This is a genomic window from Pyxidicoccus sp. M15 (genome assembly GCF_056858435.1).
Genome location: NZ_CM166495.1, coordinates 7,423,704 through 7,446,590, shown reverse-complemented (window position 1 = coordinate 7,446,590; position 22,887 = coordinate 7,423,704). Strand labels below are relative to the sequence as shown.

The 22,887-nt window shown below is 67.2% G+C and carries 19 protein-coding genes; 12 read left to right on the top strand and 7 right to left on the bottom strand.

What is annotated here, in order from left to right; genetic code table 11:
• Positions 1–788 precede the first annotated feature (788 nt).
• The 3 genes from ACX9TP_RS27530 to ACX9TP_RS27520 all read left to right on the top strand — a co-directional run bounded on the left by ACX9TP_RS27530 (position 789) and on the right by ACX9TP_RS27520 (position 3,133).
• Positions 789–1,787, top strand: coding sequence for a hypothetical protein (locus tag ACX9TP_RS27530; protein WP_482973597.1), 999 nt, complete (start codon positions 789–791; stop codon positions 1,785–1,787).
• A 127-nt stretch (positions 1,788–1,914) separates the two neighbouring features.
• Entirely contained in the window at positions 1,915–2,094 is a 180-nt protein-coding gene (locus ACX9TP_RS27525) for a hypothetical protein (RefSeq protein ID WP_482973596.1), read from the top strand.
• A 49-nt stretch (positions 2,095–2,143) separates the two neighbouring features.
• Positions 2,144–3,133, top strand: coding sequence for a hypothetical protein (locus tag ACX9TP_RS27520; protein ID WP_482973595.1), 990 nt, complete (start codon positions 2,144–2,146; stop codon positions 3,131–3,133).
• Between the two features lie 27 nt (positions 3,134–3,160).
• On the opposite strand, the gene ACX9TP_RS27515 is transcribed toward ACX9TP_RS27520, so the two are convergent.
• Entirely contained in the window at positions 3,161–5,452 is a 2,292-nt protein-coding gene (locus ACX9TP_RS27515; protein WP_482973594.1) for a hypothetical protein, read from the bottom strand.
• 226 nt (positions 5,453–5,678) lie between these two features.
• On the opposite strand from ACX9TP_RS27515, the gene ACX9TP_RS27510 reads away from it, so the two are divergent.
• The 3 genes from ACX9TP_RS27510 to ACX9TP_RS27500 all read left to right on the top strand — a co-directional run bounded on the left by ACX9TP_RS27510 (position 5,679) and on the right by ACX9TP_RS27500 (position 7,544).
• Positions 5,679–6,110 carry a hypothetical protein gene (locus ACX9TP_RS27510; protein ID WP_482973593.1) on the top strand — a complete coding sequence of 144 codons (432 nt, stop codon included), beginning with the start codon at positions 5,679–5,681 and terminating at the stop codon, positions 6,108–6,110.
• Positions 6,111–6,254: 144 nt separating this feature from the next.
• A complete protein-coding gene (locus tag ACX9TP_RS27505; protein WP_482973592.1) occupies positions 6,255–7,082 on the top strand; it encodes a DUF6597 domain-containing transcriptional factor in 828 nt (275 codons plus the stop codon).
• 132 nt (positions 7,083–7,214) lie between these two features.
• The gene (locus ACX9TP_RS27500; RefSeq protein WP_482973591.1) at positions 7,215–7,544 is read left to right on the top strand and encodes a DUF6223 family protein; all 330 of its coding nucleotides are present in this window, start codon (positions 7,215–7,217) and stop codon (positions 7,542–7,544) included.
• 9 nt (positions 7,545–7,553) lie between these two features.
• On the opposite strand, the gene ACX9TP_RS27495 is transcribed toward ACX9TP_RS27500, so the two are convergent.
• Positions 7,554–7,676, bottom strand: a complete 123-nt coding sequence (locus ACX9TP_RS27495; protein WP_482973590.1) for a hypothetical protein — start codon at positions 7,674–7,676, stop codon at positions 7,554–7,556.
• A gap of 727 nt (positions 7,677–8,403) precedes the next feature.
• Between ACX9TP_RS27495 and ACX9TP_RS27490 the strand changes: the two genes are divergently transcribed.
• Entirely contained in the window at positions 8,404–8,589 is a 186-nt protein-coding gene (locus ACX9TP_RS27490) for a hypothetical protein (protein ID WP_482973589.1), read from the top strand.
• Positions 8,590–8,910: 321 nt separating this feature from the next.
• Here ACX9TP_RS27490 and ACX9TP_RS27485 read toward each other — a convergent pair whose 3' ends face one another.
• Both ACX9TP_RS27485 and ACX9TP_RS27480 read right to left on the bottom strand, forming a co-directional pair.
• On the bottom strand, positions 8,911–9,882 hold the full coding sequence (locus ACX9TP_RS27485; RefSeq protein ID WP_482973588.1) for a hypothetical protein: 972 nt from the start codon (positions 9,880–9,882) through the stop codon (positions 8,911–8,913).
• 39 nt (positions 9,883–9,921) lie between these two features.
• Positions 9,922–10,155, bottom strand: coding sequence for a hypothetical protein (locus ACX9TP_RS27480; RefSeq protein WP_482973587.1), 234 nt, complete (start codon positions 10,153–10,155; stop codon positions 9,922–9,924).
• A gap of 27 nt (positions 10,156–10,182) precedes the next feature.
• On the opposite strand from ACX9TP_RS27480, the gene ACX9TP_RS27475 reads away from it, so the two are divergent.
• The 4 genes from ACX9TP_RS27475 to ACX9TP_RS27460 all read left to right on the top strand — a co-directional run bounded on the left by ACX9TP_RS27475 (position 10,183) and on the right by ACX9TP_RS27460 (position 15,588).
• Positions 10,183–10,752 (top strand): hypothetical protein, encoded by a 570-nt coding sequence (locus ACX9TP_RS27475; RefSeq protein ID WP_482973586.1) that lies wholly within the window; start codon positions 10,183–10,185, stop codon positions 10,750–10,752.
• A 197-nt stretch (positions 10,753–10,949) separates the two neighbouring features.
• Positions 10,950–12,020, top strand: coding sequence for a hypothetical protein (locus tag ACX9TP_RS27470; protein WP_482973585.1), 1,071 nt, complete (start codon positions 10,950–10,952; stop codon positions 12,018–12,020).
• A gap of 902 nt (positions 12,021–12,922) precedes the next feature.
• Positions 12,923–14,461: a pectin acetylesterase-family hydrolase gene (locus tag ACX9TP_RS27465; RefSeq protein WP_482973584.1), complete on the top strand. Its 1,539-nt coding sequence runs from the start codon at positions 12,923–12,925 to the stop codon at positions 14,459–14,461.
• Positions 14,462–14,790: 329 nt separating this feature from the next.
• Positions 14,791–15,588: a hypothetical protein gene (locus ACX9TP_RS27460; RefSeq protein ID WP_482973583.1), complete on the top strand. Its 798-nt coding sequence runs from the start codon at positions 14,791–14,793 to the stop codon at positions 15,586–15,588.
• A gap of 26 nt (positions 15,589–15,614) precedes the next feature.
• Here the strand turns inward: ACX9TP_RS27460 and ACX9TP_RS27455 are convergent, their stop codons facing one another.
• On the bottom strand, positions 15,615–16,094 hold the full coding sequence (locus ACX9TP_RS27455) for a SpoIIAA family protein (RefSeq protein ID WP_482973582.1): 480 nt from the start codon (positions 16,092–16,094) through the stop codon (positions 15,615–15,617).
• A 353-nt stretch (positions 16,095–16,447) separates the two neighbouring features.
• Between ACX9TP_RS27455 and ACX9TP_RS27450 the strand changes: the two genes are divergently transcribed.
• Entirely contained in the window at positions 16,448–16,903 is a 456-nt protein-coding gene (locus ACX9TP_RS27450) for a hypothetical protein (RefSeq protein ID WP_482973581.1), read from the top strand.
• Between the two features lie 9 nt (positions 16,904–16,912).
• Here the strand turns inward: ACX9TP_RS27450 and ACX9TP_RS27445 are convergent, their stop codons facing one another.
• Both ACX9TP_RS27445 and ACX9TP_RS27440 read right to left on the bottom strand, forming a co-directional pair.
• Complete coding sequence (locus ACX9TP_RS27445) at positions 16,913–18,277, bottom strand: IS701 family transposase (RefSeq protein ID WP_482973580.1); 1,365 nt, start codon at positions 18,275–18,277, stop codon at positions 16,913–16,915.
• A gap of 462 nt (positions 18,278–18,739) precedes the next feature.
• Positions 18,740–22,525: a LamG-like jellyroll fold domain-containing protein gene (locus tag ACX9TP_RS27440; RefSeq protein ID WP_482973579.1), complete on the bottom strand. Its 3,786-nt coding sequence runs from the start codon at positions 22,523–22,525 to the stop codon at positions 18,740–18,742.
• Between the last annotated feature and the right edge of the window lie 362 nt (positions 22,526–22,887).

Sequence of the window (22,887 nt, the reverse complement as noted above, 5' to 3'; positions counted from 1 at the left end):
GGCCTCCCACTCCCCACCTCAACAGCATACGGTGCCCAGATGAATTCCTGTGCTTACGTCACGGGGCTGCAATGAGTGCCGGCTCGAGTCGACATGAAAGCAGGGAGCGCACGCAGGCACGGACGAGCACTCACACCGGACGGGTCGCATCCTCGGTAGCAGCCCGTATCGAGCCTGTGACCCGGTTCGACGGTCGTCATCTTCAATCCATCGAACCGGAGCAAGAGTTGGAACTCCATGTCAGGCTTCTACTGACACAGGAGGTTCAATTCGACACGTTTTATCAACCAGGGTTAGGACGACTTCCCACCAGCGTGCACGCGACCTCCGGCGAGCCGCAGCTACGTCAAGAACTCCAAGACGAGCTGAGTCGCGTCAGACGGGAGGCCATACCGGCCATCCAGGCATGGGTGAGCCAGGCGCCTGGGGCCTATATGCGGCGGCTGCCAGAAAATGCCTGCCTGCTTCGTCCCTTGTCGACGTTCGGGTATGAATACCGCTGCACTTCTTGCAGCGGCCAGGGCCACGTCTCATGCGGCTCTTGCCGGGGCACTGGCCGCCATACCTGTTTCGGCTGCTTCGAGAAGAAACGAGTCGATTGCCATGTCTGCTACGGCACCACGAAGCTACAGTGTAGCCATTGTCGCGGTGTCGGTATCCATCAGGAGACTGTTCGGCACGATTACTGGGACTCGAACCGCTACGAGAACGTGGTCGAGTACAGGCTGGAATCCAGGGTCTGCACCACGTGCAGAGGGCAGCGCACGACTCAATGCTTTGAGTGCGGCATGGACGGCATGGTGGACTGCCCGAGGTGCTCAGGTCAGGGCACCCATCCATGTTTCGGCTGTGGCTCCAGCGGCAGGGTGGCATGCGGCGAATGTCAAGCGACGGGCCTGAAGCACGTCCAGGGCCGCCTGAACGTGTTCGTGCACGTGAGGGGGACGCTCGAAATCGATTCGGAAGACCTCGAGCTGCGCCGGCTGGTGTCACATGTCCTGCCGACGCAATTGCTGCCCAGCTATGGCGTCCTGGATGCCGTACGGCACCACGTCAGCCCGGACGGGCTGGTCAGCCGCCATGAACTGCGGCTGAAAGTCATTCGAGCGGCGCTGATGGTCAATGCGCGGCGGTTCGTCTTGTTCGGCTTTGGGGCTCAATCAGAGGTCTTCGACTTCCATGACCTCGCGGGGCACCTTCTCGAAGATGACCTGGCCCTGCTCGAGTCTCATGCCCGCGAAAAACCTCGCTGGAGGCTCCGGAGGCGAGAAACGGGACTTCGGGATGCGATCTCGCGTTTCTTGGAGTCGGAGCTCAATCTCCTGATTGCCGAGCAGGTCAGCCTTTCGAAGCTCGGTCAGGAGGATGCCGCCCCACTGGTTGAGCAGCACTTCAGGGGGCTGGTAGGAACCGACTATGTGAAGCGTGCCAGTCAAGCACTTCGCGTCGCCCTCTCACGCCTCTACGGCGCCGCGCTTGCATTCCCAGCCCTTCTCCACATCGGACTGACCAGCCTTGTCGCTTCAATTCTGCATGTGCTCCCCTGGCCCCATCCTGGCGTGGAATATGCCGCAGCACTGGGTTGCACCGTCGGCGCGGTGGGCTGGCTCGTCCTGGAGCGAATGACCTTGCGGCGAATCCGCCGTGACTTCGGCAAGCCAGGCGCGCAGCGAGTGCTTGCCCAACTCAGGAACGGCGGCCACATTCTTCGCTGGCGCCTTGGCATGGCTGCGGCACTCACCTTGAGTCTGGCAGCCACACTCGCCATCAGGTTCTGGCCCTCGTGAGACTGGGGCGATTGGAACGGGGGCCACCCGGTGTCTCCAGCGGAGACACCGGGCGACCGCCTCACGGGCTCAGTCACAGCCCTGCACGTTGGTTCCGGACGGCGTCTTCGTGCCGCGGGAGGGCGGCGTGCGCGTCGAGCCGTTGCCTCCGCCCACGCAAGCACAGGTGGAGCGACTGCTGCGGGTGGTGCGGCACCGGGGGCTGCGCCTGCTGGAGAAAAGAGGGGCCCTGCCCGCGCAAGGGCCCGAGGACGCGCTGCAGGCATACCAGGCGCAGGCGCACTCCCTGCAGCAGCGGCTGCGCTGAACGGAGGCGGATGTGCGGCTCCCTCCCCGAAAACAGCCTCGGTGCTTTCTTGGAGGGATTCGAGGCGAATCCCTTCAACGCGGCCACCTACTGGAACGTGCGCGCGAAGCAGGAACAGGCCCTCAACTGGTCCCTGGCCCGCTCGACGCACCATGGCCAGCGGGGGATTTTCGTCATCCCGTACGCGTGGCTCCGTGGCACGGGGCAGCCCGAGGCGACGGCTTCGACCTATTTCGACTTGTTCAAGTCTGGCTACAAGGACGCGTATGCCGCGGCCCGGTACCTGGAGGCCATGGCTGCATACGAGGAGCTGCAGCAGGCGGGCCTGGTCTCCGTCCAGCTGGGAAGCACGGATGTGGCCCAGATGCGTGCCAACGATGCCGCGCAGTTCGTGAGCAGCTCGGGCGGCGTGATGAGCTGGGTGGGGTGCAGTGCCTGGTCCGGCCTGTCCTCGCCCCTGTGCAACCCGCTGGCCGTGGATGACCTCTCGAAGCAGCATCCCCATGACGTGGGCTGGGTTCCGGCGACGGCGGTTGCCGCGCGTCTCTTCCCCTCGAATACCGCCGTGCAGCAGTCCTGGTCGTCGATGCGGGACGTGTCCCGGGTGGCGGCAGGCCATTTCCGGACGAACGTCACTCCCGTGGAGAGCGTGAGCCCGGACATCTGGGCGTCAAGCGCCGATTGGGCCGCGAAGACGACGAACCCCGCGGGATTTGCCTCGAAGGTCCCTTCCGTCGGCGGTGACTGGCACCTCTTCGCGGACGGCGTGGGCCGCTGGACACCCCGCCGCTCGGTTGAGCCGGCTGGGTGTCGCGGACTGGCGGAGCTGGGACTCCTGCCCATCCGAGACGCCGAGCCGGCTTGCCCACAGGTGGCGATGCTGTTGTTGCCGGAGTCGCTCAGGCTGTCGCGGAAGACGATGAGGGCCGACTGGGCCCGCGAGTGGAAGGGAACAAGCGCCATCAGGATGACGGCGAAGAGGTGGAGGCCGTTCTTCTTTACCGTGGTGATGGAGCTGGACAGGCCAGCATCGAGCTGAAGCGAGCAGGCGAGCCTGCTCCGGGGCTCAGGGCTCGAAGTACCCGGTGGTCGCCTGCGCGTCGAGGTAGGGCTCCAGCGCCTCGGCCATGTCATCCGGGAGCCGGTCCAGCATCTCCTCGCGGAAGGCGGAGAAGTCGCCGGTGTGGACCGCTTCCCCCAGCGACGTTTCCAGGGCGTACGGGTTCGACAGGAGCTCGTCGAACGTGTTGCCCGCTCCGGCGTAGGTCTGGATGAAGTCGACCGCCGCGTCACCCGTCACGCCGAAGGCGGCGAGCGTGTCGAACATGGAGTTGGGCTGGCTCTGCTCCTCGTAGCTTCCCAGTCCATCGGAGTAGGCGAACAGCGGCGGGCTCTCCTGGGTGAGCAGCTCCCGGATCTGCTGGGGCTCCAGGCCCAGCCCCTGCAGCCGCCTCCCGTAGCCGTTCGCCGTGTTCCGCACCAGCAGCTGCACCTGCGCGTCCGAGAGGCCGAGCGTCTCGTGGAGGATGTCGCGCACCTCGAACAGCGAGAAGTCCTCGAGGTCGGGGGCGAAGTCGCCGTTCAACAGGCCGCCCACCGCGCGGAGTGCCTCGCCGGCGACCGTGGCCACCACGTCCACCGCCGTGCCCGCGACCGGGACGAAGCCGGCGACGTCACCCGCCAGCGACACCACCGAGCCGGCGAGGTTGAACACGTCGCCCGCCGAGACGCCATCTCGCAGCGCCTGGACGTCCTGATACGCCTGGATGGCGTCAGCGGCCAGGCCGAGCACCGGGAGGAACTTCGCGCCGAACTTCGCCACGTCGGTGGCCGCGCCCGTCTTGCCCAGGGTGTTGAGGATTCCGGAGGTCAGCTCGATGCCCGAGGAGGTCGAGGTGAGGGTGTTCTTGATGGCGTCCAGGTACTCGCCGTCGGCGAGCTGGGAGGGCAAATCGTAGAGGCCGAGACCGAAGGCGGTGACCGCCAGCGACCTGCCCAGCGGGGAATTGTTCTCCCAGGAGTCCAGCACGTCCTGCACCTTGTCCTGCGTGAAGGTACCGGCGCGGATGTCCCGGATGTCCTGCAGCATTTGCTGGAAGTCGCCGGGGATGGTCGTGAGCGACTCGGCCGTCTTCAGCCCCTTGACGAGCGCGCTGAACGTCTCCATCGCCGCGTCGAAGCCGCCCTCGCCCGCCTCGGCGATGGCCTCCGCCTGCGCGTTGGGCAGCGCCGGCGCGAGGATTTCATCGGACAGCTTCTGCTCGAACTCGTCGCCGTACTCCTCGCGCAGCTCGTCGGCCAGTCCGGCCTCCTGGTTGACGCGCCCGGCGAACTGGATGGACTCATCCGCGTGGTTCGGCGTCCCGGCCAGGGCTTTGTAGCCGTCGAAGAGGGCCTTCTTCGCGTCGGTGTCTCCCTGCGCCGCGAGCGTCTCCAGCTCGGCGGTGCTGGCGGCGAGCGTCTCGGAGAGGGTGTCTCCCGCCGCGCGCGCCGCGTCGCGAATCTCCGCGTTCTCCTTCCGCGCCCAGAAGGCCTCCTTGAACTCCTCGATTTCATCCGGCGTGAGCGCGGGCCCCAGCTGGCCGAGCTCCTCGTTGAGCCGCGTCTCCACCTTGGTCAGCTCTTCCGCCTTCGCTTCGTAGTTCGTGCGGACCTTGTTGATGGCGGCCGTCGACGTGTTGAGCACCGCGTTGCCCGCTTCGAGGCGGCCGAAGTCGTTGATGAGCTTCTCCGCCACGGCGGAGGAGAGCGTGGCGCCCACGCCGTCCTCGGCCAGCTCGCCGAGCGCGTCATCGAACAGCCTCAGCTGCGCCGAGCCCGCGGGCACTGCCTCGGAGAGCTTCCCGGCGACGGAGGTGGCCACCGCGTTCCGCCCGGTCTTTCCGGCGAGGGCAACCGTGGCGTTGAGGTCGCGGAGCACATCCCGGTTCGTGCCCTGGTCGAGACTGTTGTCCTTCACGCCGTTGGCGAGGTCCGTGGAGATGCGGTCGACGGTGGGCCGCGCCGCGGCGAGCAGCTCGTCGACCTGCTCCGGGCTGACCATGAACTCGGCCTGGGCGCGGAGCTCGGCGGCGGCGGCCTTCGCCCCCCCGGACGTGTAGGCATCCTTGATGGCTCGTGATGCGTCACGAACGCTGTACGAGCCGCCACCGGCATCGGGCTTGGAGGCGACCTGCGTCGCCACGGTGGGCAGGGGAGTGGCCGTCGGCGCCACCGTCCTGGCCCCGGGAAGGAGGGGCGTCGTCCCCACCGTCCGGGGAGGGGGAGGCGGAGCCGTGAGCGCCACGGGAGCCCGGGTCGGCGCCTCGAACGAGCTGGTGCCGGTGTACCCTGTCGGCCTGTTCGCCGGCTGCGGCACGGGCGTCTCTCGCTTCGGGGGCGGGGGAGGGGGAAGAAGGGGGAGGATTCGGCCGCGAAGTCCGTCGATCATGGAAGAGCGCTCCTGTCCCCACTGGTACGACAGCCCCGCTCTGGCGGTTACATCGGGCCATCAAAAAGCTTCCGGGGGTTGAGGCGCCGGGAGCCTTCAGCCGGTACTACGAGGGAATCGCGTCTGGCCGCTTCATCAGCGCGGGAAGAGCACGATGACAATCACGCAAGAACTGTATGCGTTGGGGGATGACAGGACTGCGCGGTTCGCTCGAGGTTTCCTCGAACGCTTCCTGCCGGAGCGGGAGCGGCTACAAGCGGAGTTTCCCGTCCCGGAGAACGAGGATGCGCCCCGGGAAACCTTCCAGACCGAAGACGAGATCCTGGCGTATCTGGAGGCAACTCCCGGTGAGCCCTATGGCTTGTATTGGGGCGACAGGAATCCGGCGTCTTCTCGTCAGGCGATGCTGTTCTACACGCGAGATGGAAAGGTGATTTTCGGGCTCGCGGAGGCCGCGGTAGACGCGGCGGAGCGGCTGCGAGAGCTGTCGCGTTTCGTCGGGGCCCAGTACGCGCTCATGGGCTCCGAAGAGCGCCCGCCCGAAACCGCGCGCGAGTTCGTCGAGCTCTGCCGGCGAAGCAGGTGATGCGTTCCGGAGGTGGGCGGCACAGCCTGTCCTCCAGGCCTGGCACCAGCCTCTCTGCCTCAGCGCGAACCCGCGAGGAGGCGTCCGGCCGCGGCGAGCCGTGCTCCGTTTCCGGCCCTGGCATACGCTCGCGCCAGGTTTTCGATGCTCTACACCGCCCACACCCCCAAGGCGCCGCTCGCGGACTTCGTGGAGTACTTCTGGTCCCTCAGCGACGCGCCGGCCCACGCGCAGGAGCGCATCGTTCCCAGCGCCACGCTCGAGCTGGTCGTCAACCTCCACGAGGACGTGGTTCGCATCTACGACCCGGTCGACCCGACGCGTTGCCGCCGCTTCTCGGGCGCGGTCGTCTCCGGCGCCTACCGCAGCTACTTCGTCATCGACACGCGCGAGCATGCCTCCATGGTCGGCGTTCATTTCCGGCCCGGCGGCGCCCGCGCGGTCCTCGGCCTCCCGCCGGGAGAGCTCGCGGACACGCACCTCGACCTGGAGACGCTCTGGGGAGCTCGCGCCCGCCGGCTCCGCGAGCGGCTGTGCGCGGCGCGCACCCCGGTGGAGCGCTTTCGCATCCTCGAAGAGGTCCTGCTCGCCTCGCTTCGCGCCACGCCGGAACGCCAGCGAGTCATGCACTTCGCCCTCGAGCGCCTCGGACGCGGAGCAAGCAGCGTCGGCGACGTCGCCGAGGAGCTGGCCCTCAGCCGCCGCCGGTTCATCGAGCTCTTCACCGCCGACGTCGGCATCACGCCCAAGCTCTTCGGCCGCGTGCGGCGCTTCCAGCGCGCGCTGGCGATGGCGGAGCGGCCTCGGCTGCCTGACTGGGCCCAGCTCGCACTCGAGTGCGGCTACTTCGACCAGTCGCACATGATTCGCGACTTCGTGCACTTCTCAGGCTTCTCGCCAGCAGTGCTCCTTCGCCACCGGGGAGCGCGCGTGAAGGAGAACCACGTCGTGCCGCCGGACGGAGAAGGGTAAAATTCGTCCAATCGCGCTTCCTGCTCCGCCCCTAGCGTCCGGGCGACGAAAGGAAGCGATGCCATGGGAATGTCTCGAACGTCGTCTTGGAGTTGCGTCGCGCTGTTCGCGGTGGCTGCGCTCGGAGGGTGCGTGAGCGAGGCCGCACCGCCACTCGGCCCCAGCTCCGGGCGGCTCGGGGCCAGTGTGGCCCTGGTGGTGGGGCTGATGAGCGTGGTCATCGGTGGGCCGGCGCTCCGCTCCGCCGGTCGTATCGGCACCGGCAAGGGGCGGGGTGGGGGGATGGTGGCCCTGGTGGTGGGACTGCTCGGCATGGCGCTCGGCGGGCTGCACCTGGTCCGCTCCTCCGGCGCCATCGGCACCGGCAACGGGCGGGGCGGGGCCATCCTGGCCCTGGGGGTGGGGCTGATTGGCATGGTCCTCGGTGGGCTGGCCCTGGCCCGCTCCCGCCGCACCGGCTGACGTTCCCGCTCAGTGGAAGTCCGGCGAGGTGGCCACGCGCAGGCGGCTGGCCAGGTCCTCCGCGTCCATCCGCGCCGGTCCGGACAGCCCAGGCAGGGACGCGTCCACGGCGTCGCGCGCCTCGCGCAGCACGGCACAGGCTTCGTAGGTCTGAAGCTTCTATGGCGTTGTCCTCCCCATGGTGCTGGCCGTCGCGTGCGAGCTGCACGTGCCCGTCCACGCCGGGCCCCACGCCGGGGGCTGGGCATTCGACATGGACATGTCCTACCCGGACGCGGTGAAGCGCAAGCTGATGCGCGTGGCGGAGTTGGTGGAGGCGGGTGGTTTCTGCGCTCGGCCGGAGCTGTTCACCCAGAAGCTGGACGCGCTGAGCCGGGAAATTCCTCGGAAAGCTCTCCTGTGGAAAGTGGACGCTCACCACGGACGGCCTGGACTACCAGCCTGGTGGCCCGGGGTGTGCTGGGGCGAGCAGCCTTCAGGAGAAGCCGCGCCGCGCGTGTCCTCACGGGCGTCGGCATGGCGTGCGGCACGGGTCCACCGGGGCGCCGCTCCCACGCCGGACGCTGCAAGTGGGGGCGTGAACCATGCAGCAAGAGTACTTCGTCTTGCTTCGCGAGCGCTCGCAGCAGCACCCGCTGCTGGCATGGGGCCAGAGCTATCGCGCCTACCTGAAGGCACGGCCCGTCGAGGCATTGGAGCCGGTGAAGCTGAGGATGGGCGAGCCGGTGCCTCCTAGGCCCGTCATGGTGGACCGCCACAGCCTGCCATCGCCGGTAGTGTCCTCTCGGGTGAAGGAGGTGCTCGAAGCAGCGCAGCGTCAGGGCGTGCAGTTGGTCCCCGCCGACGTCCAGGCCGGCGAGTGCTCGACGAGGACGTGCTTCGCGAGATTCCCCTCCAAGAGCGGCTCGCCTTCCGGTTGGAGGAGGCCGTGGTGCACCTCTTCCACCGCGACGTGGTGGACCGGGTGTTGAGCATGACGCCTCCGCCGGAAGGACTTCGCTTCGTCCCCGTGCCGGACTGGAACGACTCGGCCGCATTCCGCTGAGCGGACTACTGCGCCAGAGCGGCGACAAGCTCCTGCACGAGGGCACACACCGCTGGCGTCTCGGCCCGCCTCCCACGCGCTTGTAGGCCTTCCACCGGGGCGTGGCCACCGCGTCTGCCGCGGTGCCCACTAACGGCCCGAAGCCAGCCGTTCTCCCGGTACGCGGCGAGCACCTCGAGCGTGCCCCGCCGCGGAGAGAAGGACACGGCGGGGAGCGCATGGACGAGGGGGCCCCGCGTAGTGGGAAGCAGGCCGAGGGCTTTCAGGGCACGGCGGACGAGGGATGCCATGCCCGGGAGAAGGGGCGGGCACAACCTCACGTTACTTGGTGCCGAGGCGCTGAAGGAGTTCGACGACGGTCGCGTGCGGCAGTGGTTCTGGTTGGTCAGTCGAGTATCCGCTGGGTTGCGGAGCGAATATTGTGCTCGCTGCTTGAGCGAGAATCACGTCTTTAACCTTGGGATCGGTCGCCGCGGCGGTGAAGACAGTGAATGTATTAAGCGCAACAGCCCGGTGGCGATTGATGATGAAGTTGTGGCGGCTCGTTCTGTAATTGCGCGCACAGAGCGACAGCGCATAAAAAGCAATGGAGAGGACGACAAGACGGGGAATGAACGCCGCTACGGTTTGTGGTAGTGATCCGGGATCTGGCAGGGGTGGCGGCACCCACGCAGAGTATGCTGCGACGCCACTAACGCCTAGCGCTGAGATCACTATTGCACCAAGCCACCAACGCGCGTCGATCATGTGGCTCTTTGCTTCTGTATCGAAATGTGCCGCCTGCTTTGTAACAATTGAGTCTATGTTGAATGTTTTCTGTGCTTCGTGCAGTTTCTCGGCATCTGACTTGATGGCAGAGATGGCCTCAAACAACATCCGAGCACGGTGCTCAAGTCCGCTCGCGTTTGTTCCTTGGTTTCGTGCGAATGCGACAATCGAGGCCGATTTCTCGAACAGCCTATCATAGCTACTGGGAATGGCATTCCATGTTTGCTCGCGCCTCGTCCGGTCAAAGTCGCCGGTTTTGTGATATCCTTCAGCGGCCTTGAGTATCTGCACGAGCCCATTTACGTCTTTGAACAAGTCTTTTAGGCGCGGTTCTGGTATGAGGTCGAAGTCACATTCGGAAATTGCTTTCAACAGCTCGAGTGATGCTTCGATGTACCCCCTAATGCCTTCGAAGGTGTAGTCGGTCGGCCGACCAATGCCGACGATGCTGTCCGCGGAGGTCTGTGCCATTGCACCAGCGGCTTCCCTGATCGCCGCTTCGTTGCCTGGTGTTTCAGAGCGCATGGTGGAACAATAGACAATGTTGCACGTCAGGGCGAGGGGCTAGGCATCCACCTCCTGCTCCTCGTCGTCCTCTGCCTCGGCTGATGCTTCCGCACGCTCGGTGGCGCCCTCGTTCTTCCGCTTCTTCACCACGTACTTGAAGATGGGCCACACCATGGCGTCCACGCGGTCGTCGCGCCCGTGGCCACCCTCCTGGCCAGTGAAGCTGGCGAACTGCTCCTCAAGCTTCTCGTGCTTGCCCACCATGTGGACGTAGCCGGCCTCCGCCCACATGGGCTGGCCACCGCGCTCGCGGGCCTCGTGGCGGCCGCGCTCGTCGCCCTCACGCGGAAGATCCAGGCCAAGGCCGGGGAGCCGAAGCTCGCGCAGGTGGCCACGCGTGCCAGCATGCTCGCTGAGGGCGTCGTCCGGGACATTGAGGTGACGCTGAAGCCGAAGCTCAAGGCCGCGTCCGCCGACGGTATCCTCACCGCCGCCGAGCTGAATCAGCTCAAGGACGAGGCCTTGGCGGAGCTGAAGCGCAGCCTGGGTCAGCGCGGCTTGGCCGAGCTGCAGACGATGGTCGGCGCAGGCTTGGCGCGGGCGGCGTTCCGGAGGGCCGCATGGCACAGGAACCCAACCCACGGTTCGACCGACCTCCAGGAGATGGCCGCCATCGTCGCACAGCACCGCGCCGCCCTTCCGGAGAAGGAGCCCCGGAGGCAAAGGAGTACGCGCAGGTCTCGGACGACCAGTTGCTCGACGTCTACGCCCGCATCGCCGCCACGCGGTTCCCGGCGCGCTTCCGGGCCCTGCTGTGGGCCACTGGCGGCGCGCGTGGCTGTGGCCTCGGATCCCGCAGCCGTCTCCGACTCGCCGCCTCAACCCTGACCCAGTCCGGTCTGTCCCCCGGCTGATTGCCCCTTCCGGTTGCTTCGATCCGGGAGCCGTGAGCGGACGGCCCGCATGCTCAGGAACGCAGTGCGTTGTATTATGGCCCGCCCATGCGCGACTCCCAATCCAAGCGGCTGCTCTTCACCCCGGATCTGATGCGTCTAGTGAACCCGAATCGGCCGCACTCTAGTCCCTTGCTCCATCGCCTCGCGCTGATCGACGGGCCCGAGGGCGAAGTCCTCCGTGAGCAGATTGAGCGCGCAGCGGCAGCGGTCCCCGAGGATAAACACCAGCGGGTCTTGGGACCGATACGTGGGAAGAAATCCTCCGACGGCCAAGTCGAGGATGCGCTCGGTACGATCTTGCTAGCCAAAACACTGGCTGACATGGGCTGGGAGGTGGAGCATGAACCGGACGAGGCCGGAGGAACACCTGACCTGCGAATCCGCAAGGGCGGTGCCATTTACCTCGTGGAAGTGCGCCGTGTAGCGGGCCCACTGCAAGACGTATTTAGCACAGGCATCTCGCTCCTTCGTGATGCGCTGAGGGAACTCAAGACGAGAAAGCCCATTAGCATTCGGCACACTCGGATCGATGGCCAATCATCACTTAAGCCTTTCGTGAAGCACCTTAAGGAGCTTCTAGCAGGCCCTAGTCCGGACGGACTCCAAGTGTTCGACCAGAACGGCGTGTGCGTACATTTCGATGTCCACAAGAAGCTAGACATTGAGGTCTCCGCAATCGCCGGCTGGACGGGGGAGCCCATGCTCGGGGCTGGCGACGACGATATTCGCGCGGCCATCCACGAGAAATTGGGAAGGTACAAGGTTCCCCTGATTGTTGCACTCGACCTGAGGAACCTGCCGTGGTCGTTTCACGCCGTTGAAGACGTCGTTTTGGGGCACAATGTTATTAAGGTTCCGATCCGAATGGATGGGGGCGATGTCGATAAGCCAGTGCGGGTAGCACGTGCTGCCGACAGCATCTTCGCAGAACCTGGTAGCAACGGCGAGCGTGCGCGGACGAGGCTTCAGGCTCTACTCCCTTTTCGGCTGCGCTCATTGGATTCGAGACTCTATTCTGTACAAGCTCGGGCCATTGCGAACCCGGCTCTGAATCCTTTCCCACAGCTTCGCGAGTTCGACCCCATTCCACGGTTAGTTGTCACCGAGGAGACTGCGAAGGGCAGAGTGATGAACTACATGCTAGGAGGCGCGAGGGTAACTGATACGGAGGAGTTGGCTAACTGGCACCACGTTCCGTAACGCGGTCAGCGGCAGGACCTCCTCGTACGGCTGCTCTGGAACAACCAAGGTGTCCCGTTTCGGGAGCAAGGTACGTAATTGGTACGTAGTCAGTCGGTCTCCAGTGAACACGGACGAACGCCCGTGTTTAGCAATCACGGGGATATAGCCGCCACCACCGAGGACCAAGAGGCCCTTCAAGGGTTGGGAAACCGCCGCTCTATCCAACTGAGCTGCGGAGGGGGCATGGTTCGGGAGCGCGGGCACGTACAACGTGGGCTCTTCGCCGTCGGGCGCGTCGAACACCTCAAGCCGGGGCGGTTGGGCATCCGGCTGCACCACGCGGAGGCGTCCGGCCTGCCAGCGCACCACGGATGTGGAGGCGGCCTGGCCCTGGGCTGCTCGTGGCACGGGGACCTCCGGGGCGGCGCCGCGAAAGAGCCTGCGCAGGAATGGTGGGGGATTCCCTTCCGGCCCGGGCGGGCGCCATGAAGTAGCGCCACAAGAACAGCCCCGCCGAGCCCATGCCCGGCGGGTGTGGTGGACGTCACAGGCCAGAGAGCCGCGCCAGAGAGCCTATCGCCACCACGACAGGCTCAGTCGTCGTGCGCCGCGTACGCGCAGACGCGCTGGCCGCCTACCAGCTCCCTCAAGCAGGTGCGGAGCCGGGGCTGGAGGAGGAGGGCCCCGCCTTTGCCGCGACGGTGGAGGCGCCGAGGAGGAAGTGCTGCGGGGCCTCGTGCCGGGGCCAACCTCGCATATGCCGTGTGCAAGCCCAGGTGCTCCAGAATTGCCCGCCCCCGGGGCCGAGCGCTCCATGACTCGCGCCCCGTGCGCATGGCCTTCGGGTAGCGCCTCCAGTCGCGAAATCGCGTCGAGCCGGAAGCACCGCAACTCCACGGCGGGGCGCGGGTTGACGGGGCATGCGCTACTCCCCACTCCTGCTCCCTGTCCTCCTCGCCTGCGTCGCCTGCGGCGCCGGAGAATCGAACCCGAAGCCCCCCAGCGACGTCGCGACCGACCTGCCCAAGCGGCAGGACGTCACGGGCACGTCGAACGATGGAGTCATCCACCCCGAAGCAATGGCGGCGGTGTGCACTCCGGGCGCCTCCGTCGCCTGCACCAGCCTGGCGGCCGTGTGGTCCGGCGGCTCCGCCACCTGTCGGGCCTCGGGCAATGGCTACAACGTCACCTCCTGTACTCGCGCCGGCAACCCCACCCGGCGGCTGATGGAGACCGTGCGCCCCGCGCTCCGCGACCCCCGCTGGGCAGAGGCGCGCTGCAACGTGGGCGACGAGTTCGTCTTCCAGGTCACCTTCCCCCCCGTGCCGCCCGATGGAAGCCCTCTCACGCAGTGGGTCCTCCGCCTGGAGGGCGGCGGCTTCTGCGCGTTCGACAGCACCAGCCCCTATGGAGGCTGCTCCAACCGGGACATCGACCTCGTCTCGTCGGTGAACCTGCCCGCCGACCGCGCCCTGCGTGAGAGCGCCCCCGCGCAGCCCGACGACTTCAGCGGTGCCATCGACGTGCTCGGACACTACTGCTCGAGCGACCTGTGGACGGGCACCGCCCTCGACACGCCCGACATCACCTACAAGGGCACGAAGCGGGACTGGCGCTACATGGGCGCCGCCAACGTGGAGGCGATGCTCGCGGTGCTCGTGGAGCGCTATGGCCTCGACGACAGCAAGCCGCTGCGCGTGCTCCTGCGCGGAGGCTCGGCGGGCGGCTTCGGCGCCTTCAACAATACCCACCGCGTCGTCCGGCGGCTCCCCAGGGCGGCGAAGCAGGGGCGGCTGCTCGTCTTCCCCGGCTCCGGCTACGTGCCGCTCAACTGGGATGAGCCCGACTACCCCGTGCTGGGCCTCGGCTCGGGCCTGGAGGCCTTCGGCCAGTTGACGACGATATGGAAGTCCTCGCTCACGCCGTCCTGCGTGGCGGCGCGGACTCCCGGAGACCCCGTGCACCCGCCGCACGAGTGCATCAGCGGCCCCGTGCTCTACGACATCCTCACCGCTCCGGAGTCCGAGGCAGGCTTCGACCTGCCCACCCTCGTCTGGCAGAACCGGCAGGACCAGCTCTACATGTCCAACTCCGGCCTGCCGTACCTGTCGGCGACCAACACCCCGGCCGAGCTCGCCGTGCGCGACAGGTGGGTACAGACCTTCAACCAGGCGATGGGCATCACCGGCAGGAACACGTCGTCGCGCATGACGTGGCTCTATGCGCCGAGCGACCCCCTCGTGCAGCGAGCCAACGGCTCGCTCGAGCCGAACGTGCACGGGGCGCAGCTCTACAGCACCGAGCCCCCGAGCGGCCAGGCCAACTCCCTCAACGCGGTGCTCTCGCGCTTCTGGAACACGATGCTCGGCTCGGGCCCCGGCCGCGGCCGCGCCGCCGGCGAGGTGCACACCTTCGACTGCAACTGGGTGCCCGACCGCGACGCCAGGGGCTGCGAATAGCCTGGCGGTGGTGCGCGCCGCGTGGCACGGCGCGCACGAATAGAAGGCCTGTTGAGGGGGAGGGCAGGGCCGCCCGAGTGATGCTCCCGTCCGCCGGCATCACGGGGATGGCCCCTGACAGCCACGTCCGCTGGAGCGCCGTGCGCACGTGCCAGGACTGGCACGTTCCGCCACCTGTCGTCATGCCTGGCAGACACCCGCGTCCTCCAATCCCATGATTTACGGCCGGGTTTCTCCATCCGCGCGCCCTGGCCCCTCGCTTGCTCATGTGTCTCCCCGATGCCCGCCACGAAACGCCAAGGCGCTCGCGGCATGAACCGGAGCTACACATGAAGAAGCGGCTGCTGGGATGTCTGATGTTGTTGGCGGTGACCGGCTGTGGTGAGGACACGCGCGCCCCGGAGGGCCCGGCGGAGGCGCTCGCCCGGAGCCAGGGCGCTCTCGTGGGAGACATCCGCTCCATCCGGGGCGACACGGTGTGCCCGCCCGATGAGTACCTGATGCCCGTCGCGGAGGCGCGCGCCCACCAGGAGGCCCTCTGCGCGCAGCTCGGCAGCTTCGACCTCATCCGGCTGGCGGGGGGAGGTACGCTGGCGGGGCCTGCCTACGGCTGCACCGTGCAGGACCTCGATCTCCGCACGCCGGGAGCCAGCCTCTGCATGCCGCGGCCCCTGCCGCCGTACTTCAAGTCACAGGGAGACAACGTGTGCCCGGCGAACGCCGCCCTCATGAGCCCGGAGACCGCGGTCGCCAGACGCACCGAGCTGTGTGCCTATCTGGGCAGGTGGGACATCGTCCGGCTGTCGGGAGGCGGCTCGATGGTGGGGTCCGGTGCGGGCTGCATCATCCGGACTCAGGACACGCAGCCCATGGGGTGGTCGCTCTGCGAGCCCACGGGCTTTCCCTTCTCCGTGGTGACCGCGGAGGGGCCGTGCGCGCCCGGGACGGCCGAGCTCACCCCTCAGGAGGCCAGGGCCCGGCAGAGCGAAATCTGCGCCACGCTCGGCAGGTGGGACATCCAGCGGCTCTCGGGGCGGGGAACGATGAAGGGACCGGGGGCAGGCTGCGTCATCAAGGACTGGGAGCCCAACCCCGTCGGAGCGACCCTGTGCAAGACGCTCCAGTGACGTAGCCTTCCGGGCGGGGCCAGCAGCTATGGCTCCGGCGGAAGCAGCGCGTAGGCGACGTCCACCAGGCGCCGCAGCTCCGCATCGCTCATCTTGAGGTGCGTGGCCGCGGCGGGCAGGTCCTCGGGCGGGAAGGCGCGCATGGCCCGGGGGGTGAACCAGTTGAAGAGCGTCACCACGCCTCGTGCCAGCGCGGAGCGGGTGAGGACCGCCGTCGGAGGAATGACGTAACCCTTCGGGAGCTTGTTGAGCACCTGCTGCCGCTGGGTGGCATCCGGGCCCGGGCCTTGCGACAGCACGAGCTGCGCCGTGAAGGTGGCGTGGTGGGCGGCCACGAGGTCGCAGTAGCGCGCCCACTCCTCGCGCGCGGGGTGCTGCGAGCTGTGGGACACCACCAACACGGTGCCCACCTTGGCCACGCCCAGCGTGCGGCCCTTGAACACGCCCTGCACGTCGGGCGCTCCGAGCGCCGCCGCCGCGTCCGCACGCCCAGGAGGTGAGCTCATGGCGGGAATGCTCACTTGGATGTGTCGAGCACCGCAATCCACCGCCGGTGCGCCCCTGGCCTGAGTTGGGGCGCCTGGGGCTGGCGTCATGCCCCTGACAACAGGGCCGTTGAATTTCCTGAGCTCCGTCCCGTATACGCGGCTGCCTCGCGGCAGTTGCCGAGAGGCCTTGGAGGTTCCGACACGTGATGGGGATGCGCTGGATGTGGAGCTGGACTCTTCCGTGGTTGGCCCTGGGTTTCTCCGCGGCTGCTTCCGCCCCTTCGGAGGCCCCGAAGGCTCCACCGGCCGCGAGCACGCACGCGGCCCACGGGGCTCAGGCGGCCCCGAGCACTCCGGAGGCACCGCGGCCCGTGGCGCTCGCCTACCAGCCGGCGAGCTGTGACCCGGAGAAGGAGCTGCGGTGCATGTGCGTGGGGAGCGTGGGCTCGGCGGAGGCGGCGCTGAAGGAAATCGGCCTGGACGCGCAGGTCATCCGGACGAGCGGCGTGCCCTGCATCCAGGGCGACTTCGACCGCGACGGCAATCCGGACTACGCATTCCCGGGCGCCGGCTACGCGGCGTGCAATGGCGCCGCTCCCGTGCGCATCGTCTTCACGATGAAGGGGCTCGTGCGGGAGGTCCAGCCGCTCCCTCGCGAGATGAGCTGCTTCCAGCTCTACCGCCCGCACAAGAAGCCGGGCCGTGACGGCGTGCCGGCCACGAAGCGGGACGCGCTGGTCGACTGGGGCGAGGGCAACGCCACCTGGTTCTACCGCTACGACGGCAAGCGCTGGCTGGCCACGAGCCATGCGTCCGAGTCGAACTGACTCCTAGTACTACTCGGTCATATGCGCGACGGCCCACGTGGAGGGTCGCGCGCGTTGATGGGGCGCAGGCACAAGGGGCACTGGCCGATGCGGCGCAGCAGCAGGCGTTGGAGCTGTCTGCGCACCTCGGGCAGTGTCCATCGCGTCTTCCTCCGGGGGGAAAAGCGCCCGGTGCAGCGCGAGGAAGCCATGGGCCACCATGCAGAGCGTGGTGTGATGATGGAAGCCTCGCCAGCTTCTGCCCTCGAAGTGGTCCAGGCCGACCTCGCCCTTCATCTCCTGGTAGTCACGCTCCACCCTCCAGCGCAGACGGGCCAGCCGCACCAGTTCCTTCAGCGGCGTCTGCTCCGGCAGAGAGCAGAGGTAGTACTTCGTCGGACGCGCCTCTCCACGTGGCCACTCTATCAGCAGCCATACCTCGTCACTGGGGGCGGCTCGTTCCACCTGACGCTCTGCGGTCCGCACGCGCAGTGCCGCGAAGCGAGAGGACTGCACGCCACGGCTGCCTTGGCGCCACTGCACGCGCCGGAAGGCGGAGCGAGGCAGCTGCGCAGCCACCTTGTCCAGACTCACCGGGCGCTGACCGTCCGCATCGAAGTAGCGCGTGCGAGGGCGGCCTCGCTGGTGCGGCACGCGTTGGGGGGCCTGCGGCTTGGAGTCTGGAGGCCAGACATGGGTGTTGCTCTGCACGCCGACCAGGAAGTGCAGGCCCTTGGCCCGGACTGAGTCACGGAACTGGCGGCAGCTGCCGTAGCCGGGGTCGGCCAGGACGACATGGCTGCGCACCCCCCAGCCCAAGGCCTCGTCCAGTTGCTCCAGCGCCAGCTCCCACTTGCGTTTGAAGTCGACCTCCGACGGGACGTCGGCCGCTCGCATCCGGCGCCTGTCCGTCGTCCACTCTTCGGGCAGGTACAGACGCATGCCGATGCAGCCACTGCCCTTCTCGCCTGCCAGATGCAGGCTGACTGCCACCTGGCAATTGTCCGTGCGGCCCAAGGTGCCGGAGTACTGGCGGGCCACGCCGACTGAATGCACGCCCTTCTTCGGGAAGCCCGTATCGTCGATGACCAGGGCTTCCAAGCCTGGCAGGTCACGCTCCAGCTTGCGCGCCAGGCGCCGCCGCATCTCGCCGTCGTCCCAGCTCGCACCGGACACGCATTGCTGCAACCGTTGGCGCATGGCCTCCGTCTGGCCCGGCTCCTCGACGAGCCGGGCCGCCATGGGCTCGATGCTCTTGCGCTCGCCGTCCAGCAGCAGCCCGGTGACGTAGCCTCCGAGGGCACGACGCCTCTCGGTGCGGCCCATTCCCACCGTCATGGACTCCAGGAACTCGCTCAGTTCCCGGTCGAGCTTGCTCAACTGTGCGGGCGTCATGCCCCATCAACACAGGGCGCCAGCGCACGATTCATCTGACCGGGTAGTACTAGAAGGGGCTCCAGGCGCAGCTCGCGGCCGCCCCAGGTGAAGGGGTATCGGTCTGCGTGGGGGAGGCGGCGGGAGTCGAACCCGCAGACAAGGCGATAGGAAACCCCAGGACGCGCTGTTACCCACTATCGCCTTGATCTCACGTCGGTTCGTTGTGCCTCCCCATCCCGTCTTCCCCCGTCTTGTCCCGTTCTCATCCCCGCTGGAGGGGCACGCTGGGGGCACATGCGGCCCCACAGGGTCAACCCGCTCACGGACGCGAGCGGCCCGAATTGTCAGTGGAATGTGGGACGTCGTGAACGGCGTCACCGCCTGGCCCGCCCACGACCTGTTCTGATTCCGAGCGTCCAGCTCGGGGAGCGCGCTTCAACCTCGAAGCGCGCGCCTCGAAGCGTGGCGGCGGGGCCGCCGTCAGAGCAGGTCCATGAGGTAGCCCGAGCTCACCATGAGCGACCAGCCGGAGAGGCCCGGCGCGCTCGTGCGCAGGTTGGCGATGTCCAGGGGAACGACGGACAGCTTCTCCTGGGGCTGGGAACGGAACTGCTCGGCGGCGGTCTTGAATGCAGCGAACGTGTCGCGGGCCGTCACTGCCTGCTCCACGCCCCAGTGCTTGCACACCGTGGTGCGCAGCTCCAGCGCCGCGGCGGAGTTGGCGATGCTGATGCTGCACTCGCCGTCTCCCGCCAGGCTGCGGGCGCTGAAGTTCGCGCTGCCCACGAAGGCCACCTCGTCGTCGAACAGGGCGAGCTTGCTGTGCACGTACACGGAGCGGAACTTCGTGTCGAAGTTGCCGACCAGCTGGAACTTCTCCGGGTTCTCCGTGAGCTGGGAGAACCAGCGAGCCGGGGAGACCAGGATGAGGTGGCTGCTGGCGCTGAGGCTGACGCTCTCCACGTCCCAGATGCTCACCCGGCGCTGCACGTGGTCGGCGGCGCGGGTGTAGACGAACTCCGCCGAGTCCACGCTTCGTCCCGCGGGTATCTCAACCGTCGGCGTGCCTTCCAGGTCCGCGGAGTTGATGGTGACGCCTCCGGCGAACCGCGCGGTCGTCCACTCACTCTTCGGGGCGCCAAGGACCAGTGCGGCAAACGCCAGCCGCATGGCGAAGCTCTGGGCCTCCTGGATGCCTCCGTCGTTACCCTTGGTCGGATGGGGTACCAGGATGACGATACGGAACGTGCTGGAGACGGCCGACCTCAGCCTGGCGGAGAGTGCCTTGATGATATCCACGTCATGGAACGTGTAGTTCTCGAAGTAGATGTAGTGCGAGGCCGCGCTGATGCGACTCAGCAGCTCATCGCGGTTCTGGTAGACGCCGGTGGGGAACTCGGTGTTGGTGACGAGGGTGCTGCACGCGGCGGGAGACGAGAGCAGACCGCTCATCGGGTTCTTGTAAGGTGACACCCGGCCGGGGCGATCCAACCTCGTGGCGGCGTCCACCTCCCAGCCGATGAGCTTGACGTAGGTGTCGTAGCTGCCGTCCTCGTGCTCGCCGGTATCGAGGTTCGTTGCGCGCCAGCGCCGGTCGAACTCGCGCTCCACGGGCCCCACCGCATCGCCTTCCAGGAACACCGCGGTGTCATGCCAGGTGTGGAAGTTGGTCTTGTCGTACATGGGGTGGTTGGCGTCGTCGTAGTAGTTCGACACCAGGTTGAAGCCTCCCACGAGGGCGCACTTCTTCCCGCCAACGGAGACGATGGCAATCTTCTGGTGATACGAGTTGAACGAGGCCTGGTCTTTCAGCGGCGGGGACAGCGCGTGTTTCCACCATTGGTAGGGGTTGTACTTCTGCAGTCTCGCCGTGACCCGCGTCAGCGCGTTGAGCTCGGCCTGCGTGCGGCCGTTGCTCGTGCTGTCACGCCCGTTGAGCACCATGTTGGCCAGTGACTTGACGGCGCCCACGGGGCCCTCGGCCGCCTGGATGACGAGGCTCTTGTCCCAGAGGAGCACGAAGGAGCGCGCCTTCGTGTTCCGGTTGACGAGCCCCAGGCAGTTCGCGAGCGTTGGCTCGCCCGTCAGCGTGGGAGGAGGGCCGTCGTAGCTGTTGCCGGCCACGGCGTACAGCATGTCCCGCAGCAGGGGGAAGTACTCCTCGCCATCCATGATGAACTTGAGTCGCCCCGAGCCGGTGCCACCGAAGGTCGGGCTGCCGACTCCCATGGAGTTCGACATGATGGGCGCGAGGGTGCTGACCGAGGCCTGATGCATCTGGGCCACGTTGACCACCATGCTGCCGACGAACACGGCGCCGCTGGCGACCAGGATGGCCGGGGACATGACGGCGGCACCCGCCGCCACGGCCACGGCGGCGCCCACGATGGCGACTCCGGAGATGGTAAGGCCTGCCCACGTGCCCACGTCCGTCCACGACCACGCGAAGGACTCCGCGCTCAGGGCCCGGAACCGCTCGAGGTCCACGGACGGGTCCCTGTCCCGGGGGACGGCGCGGGTCAGGAGCACGCGCTGGTGTGAGGCGGAGGGCTCGCTGTACAGGGCCTCCAGGGCCGTGCCAATCGTTGTGGACGTGTCGCGGGCCGGCACGGTCTGCACGGAGAGGAGCAGGGGCAGGTCGGTCGGGCACTCCACATGGAACTTCCAGGTCCCGGGCTGCGGGTTGCGGATGCAGAAGGCCACCACGGACCCATGGCCATCCGTCTTGATGAACGTGGTGTCGGTGTTGACGTCCTGGGTGAGGCGCGTGCCGTCGGGCTGCGTGACGTGAACGACCGCGTTGGGAGGGAAGACAATGGTTTCACGGGACTTGTCTGTCGCGAAGCCATAGATGGCGGGGCTGCCCGGCTGCACGCGCAGGTTCTGTGTCCGCTCGGCCTGATGCGCCACCTCCACGTACTGGGGCAGGGTGCCGGCGGGAGCGTTCGTGAGACGGACCGGGTTGTTCACCGGTGACGCGTCGGTGAGGTCCAGGTCGAACCTCCAGAAGCCCACCAGGTTCTGGGGAAGCCCGACCAGGGGGACCTCGTTGAAGCGGGTGTATTGGATCTGCTCGGTCGTCAGCGCCTGGTTCCACAGGGTGATGTCTTCCAGGGTGCCTGTGAATGGACGGAGCTGCTGCAGGCTGTAGCCGATGGTCAGCGGGTCGGAGCTGTTCACGTTCAGCGGCGAGGTCCTGTTGCCGGTGCTGGTGGTGGCCAGCTCCACGCCGTCGAAGAAGACCTTCATGGCGGCGCCCTGGCGTACGCATGCCACGCTGTGCCAGGAGCCGTTACACGCGGAGGTGGGCGCGGTCTCGACCCGGCGGTAGCCAAAACCATCGTCCTGGTTGAAGACGAGGGCACCGTTCTCCATGACGATGACCCAGTACCCGCCCGCGCCGCTGCCGCCGCCGCCGGGCTTCCGGGCGATGAGGGTGCCGCCCTGGGTGGTCTGGAAGAGGGCGGTGAGGGTGAAGTCACCCGTCCCGAAGTTGTATTCCGCCCGGGAGTCGGCAAGCAGGTACTGGCTGGCACTGAGCCGGACGCCCCAGTCCTGCTGGGCATGGTCGTGCATGTCCATGGACAGGTAGGAGTAGGCGTTCTCGGTCTCCGTCCACAGGCAGTGGAAGATGGGAACGAAGCGGACCGAGCCCTCGGCCTGCAGTGTGTTGCGGGTGGGGGAGCTGTCCGCGAAGCTCCTGTTCATCTCCCAGAGGCCCACCAGGCCCGGGTCGCTGTCCTGGACCTGGTTGCGCATGGTCCTGAGGATTTCGGAAGGGCTCAGCGCGCGGCTCCACAGGGTGATGTCTTCGATGGTGCCCGTGAACTGGTGGCTCTGCTGGAGGCTGTAGCCGATGACCAGCGGGTCGGAGCTGTTCACGTTCAGCGGCGAGGTCCTGTTGCCAGTGCTGGTGGTGGCCAGCTCCACGCCGTCGAAGAAGACTTTGATGGCGGCGCCCTGGCGCACGCACGCCACGCTGTGCCAGGAGCCGTCACACGCGGCGGTGGGCGCGGTCTCGACCCGGCGGTAGCCAAAACCATCGTCCTGGTTGAAGACGAGGGCGCCATTCTCCATGACGATGACCCAGTACCCGCCCGCGCCGCTGCCTCCCGCGGCAGGCTTCCGGGAGACGAGGGTGCCACCCTGGGTGGTCTGGAAGAGGGCGGTGAGGGTGAAGTCACCCGTCCCGAAGTTGTAGGCGGCGTGGGAGGGAGCCCAGGCACGACCAGCGCCAGTGATGCGGAGTCCGTAGTCGGCTTCCATCGCGAAATCCTGTTGAGAAAATGCTTGGGTGGGTGCGCAGGGCCGGGTGCCGCGTCTGGAGAAACCCTGTTCAGGAATGACTGATGGAAAGTTAATGACCCGGTGGTGAAGGCGTCAACGTTGGATGGAAATGCGTATGTTTGAGAATGCGTTGGGTCAATCCAAGACAGACAGGCTGCTCCGCCCGGGGAGTTGCGCCCAGACAGGCAGGAAGCCGGATGCGGGGCGTCGGGAACAGCCCGGGTGTCCGGCGCGGCGTGTGGCCGCGGGGTGCCGGGGGCTGAAACCCCACGGTGCACCTGCCGGATTGCCTTGGGCGTCGGCCCTGCTTGGATTCGCGAGAGGGTCAAGCTGGCGCGGTG

Bases quoted from the DNA above. Each gene is read 5' to 3' on its own strand.
- ACX9TP_RS27530 (WP_482973597.1), top strand. From the start codon at position 789: ATGGACGGCATGGTGGACTGCCCGAGGTGCTCAGGTCAGGGCACCCAT.
- ACX9TP_RS27510 (WP_482973593.1), top strand. From the start codon at position 5,679: ATGACAATCACGCAAGAACTGTATGCGTTGGGGGATGACAGGACTGCG.
- ACX9TP_RS27505 (WP_482973592.1), top strand. From the start codon at position 6,255: ATGCTCTACACCGCCCACACCCCCAAGGCGCCGCTCGCGGACTTCGTG.
- ACX9TP_RS27485 (WP_482973588.1), bottom strand. From the start codon at position 9,882: ATGCGCTCTGAAACACCAGGCAACGAAGCGGCGATCAGGGAAGCCGCT.
- ACX9TP_RS27480 (WP_482973587.1), bottom strand. From the start codon at position 10,155: ATGTGGGCGGAGGCCGGCTACGTCCACATGGTGGGCAAGCACGAGAAG.
- ACX9TP_RS27465 (WP_482973584.1), top strand. From the start codon at position 12,923: ATGCGCTACTCCCCACTCCTGCTCCCTGTCCTCCTCGCCTGCGTCGCC.
- ACX9TP_RS27460 (WP_482973583.1), top strand. From the start codon at position 14,791: ATGAAGAAGCGGCTGCTGGGATGTCTGATGTTGTTGGCGGTGACCGGC.
- ACX9TP_RS27455 (WP_482973582.1), bottom strand. From the start codon at position 16,094: ATGAGCTCACCTCCTGGGCGTGCGGACGCGGCGGCGGCGCTCGGAGCG.
- ACX9TP_RS27445 (WP_482973580.1), bottom strand. From the start codon at position 18,277: ATGACGCCCGCACAGTTGAGCAAGCTCGACCGGGAACTGAGCGAGTTC.
- ACX9TP_RS27440 (WP_482973579.1), bottom strand. From the start codon at position 22,525: ATGGAAGCCGACTACGGACTCCGCATCACTGGCGCTGGTCGTGCCTGG.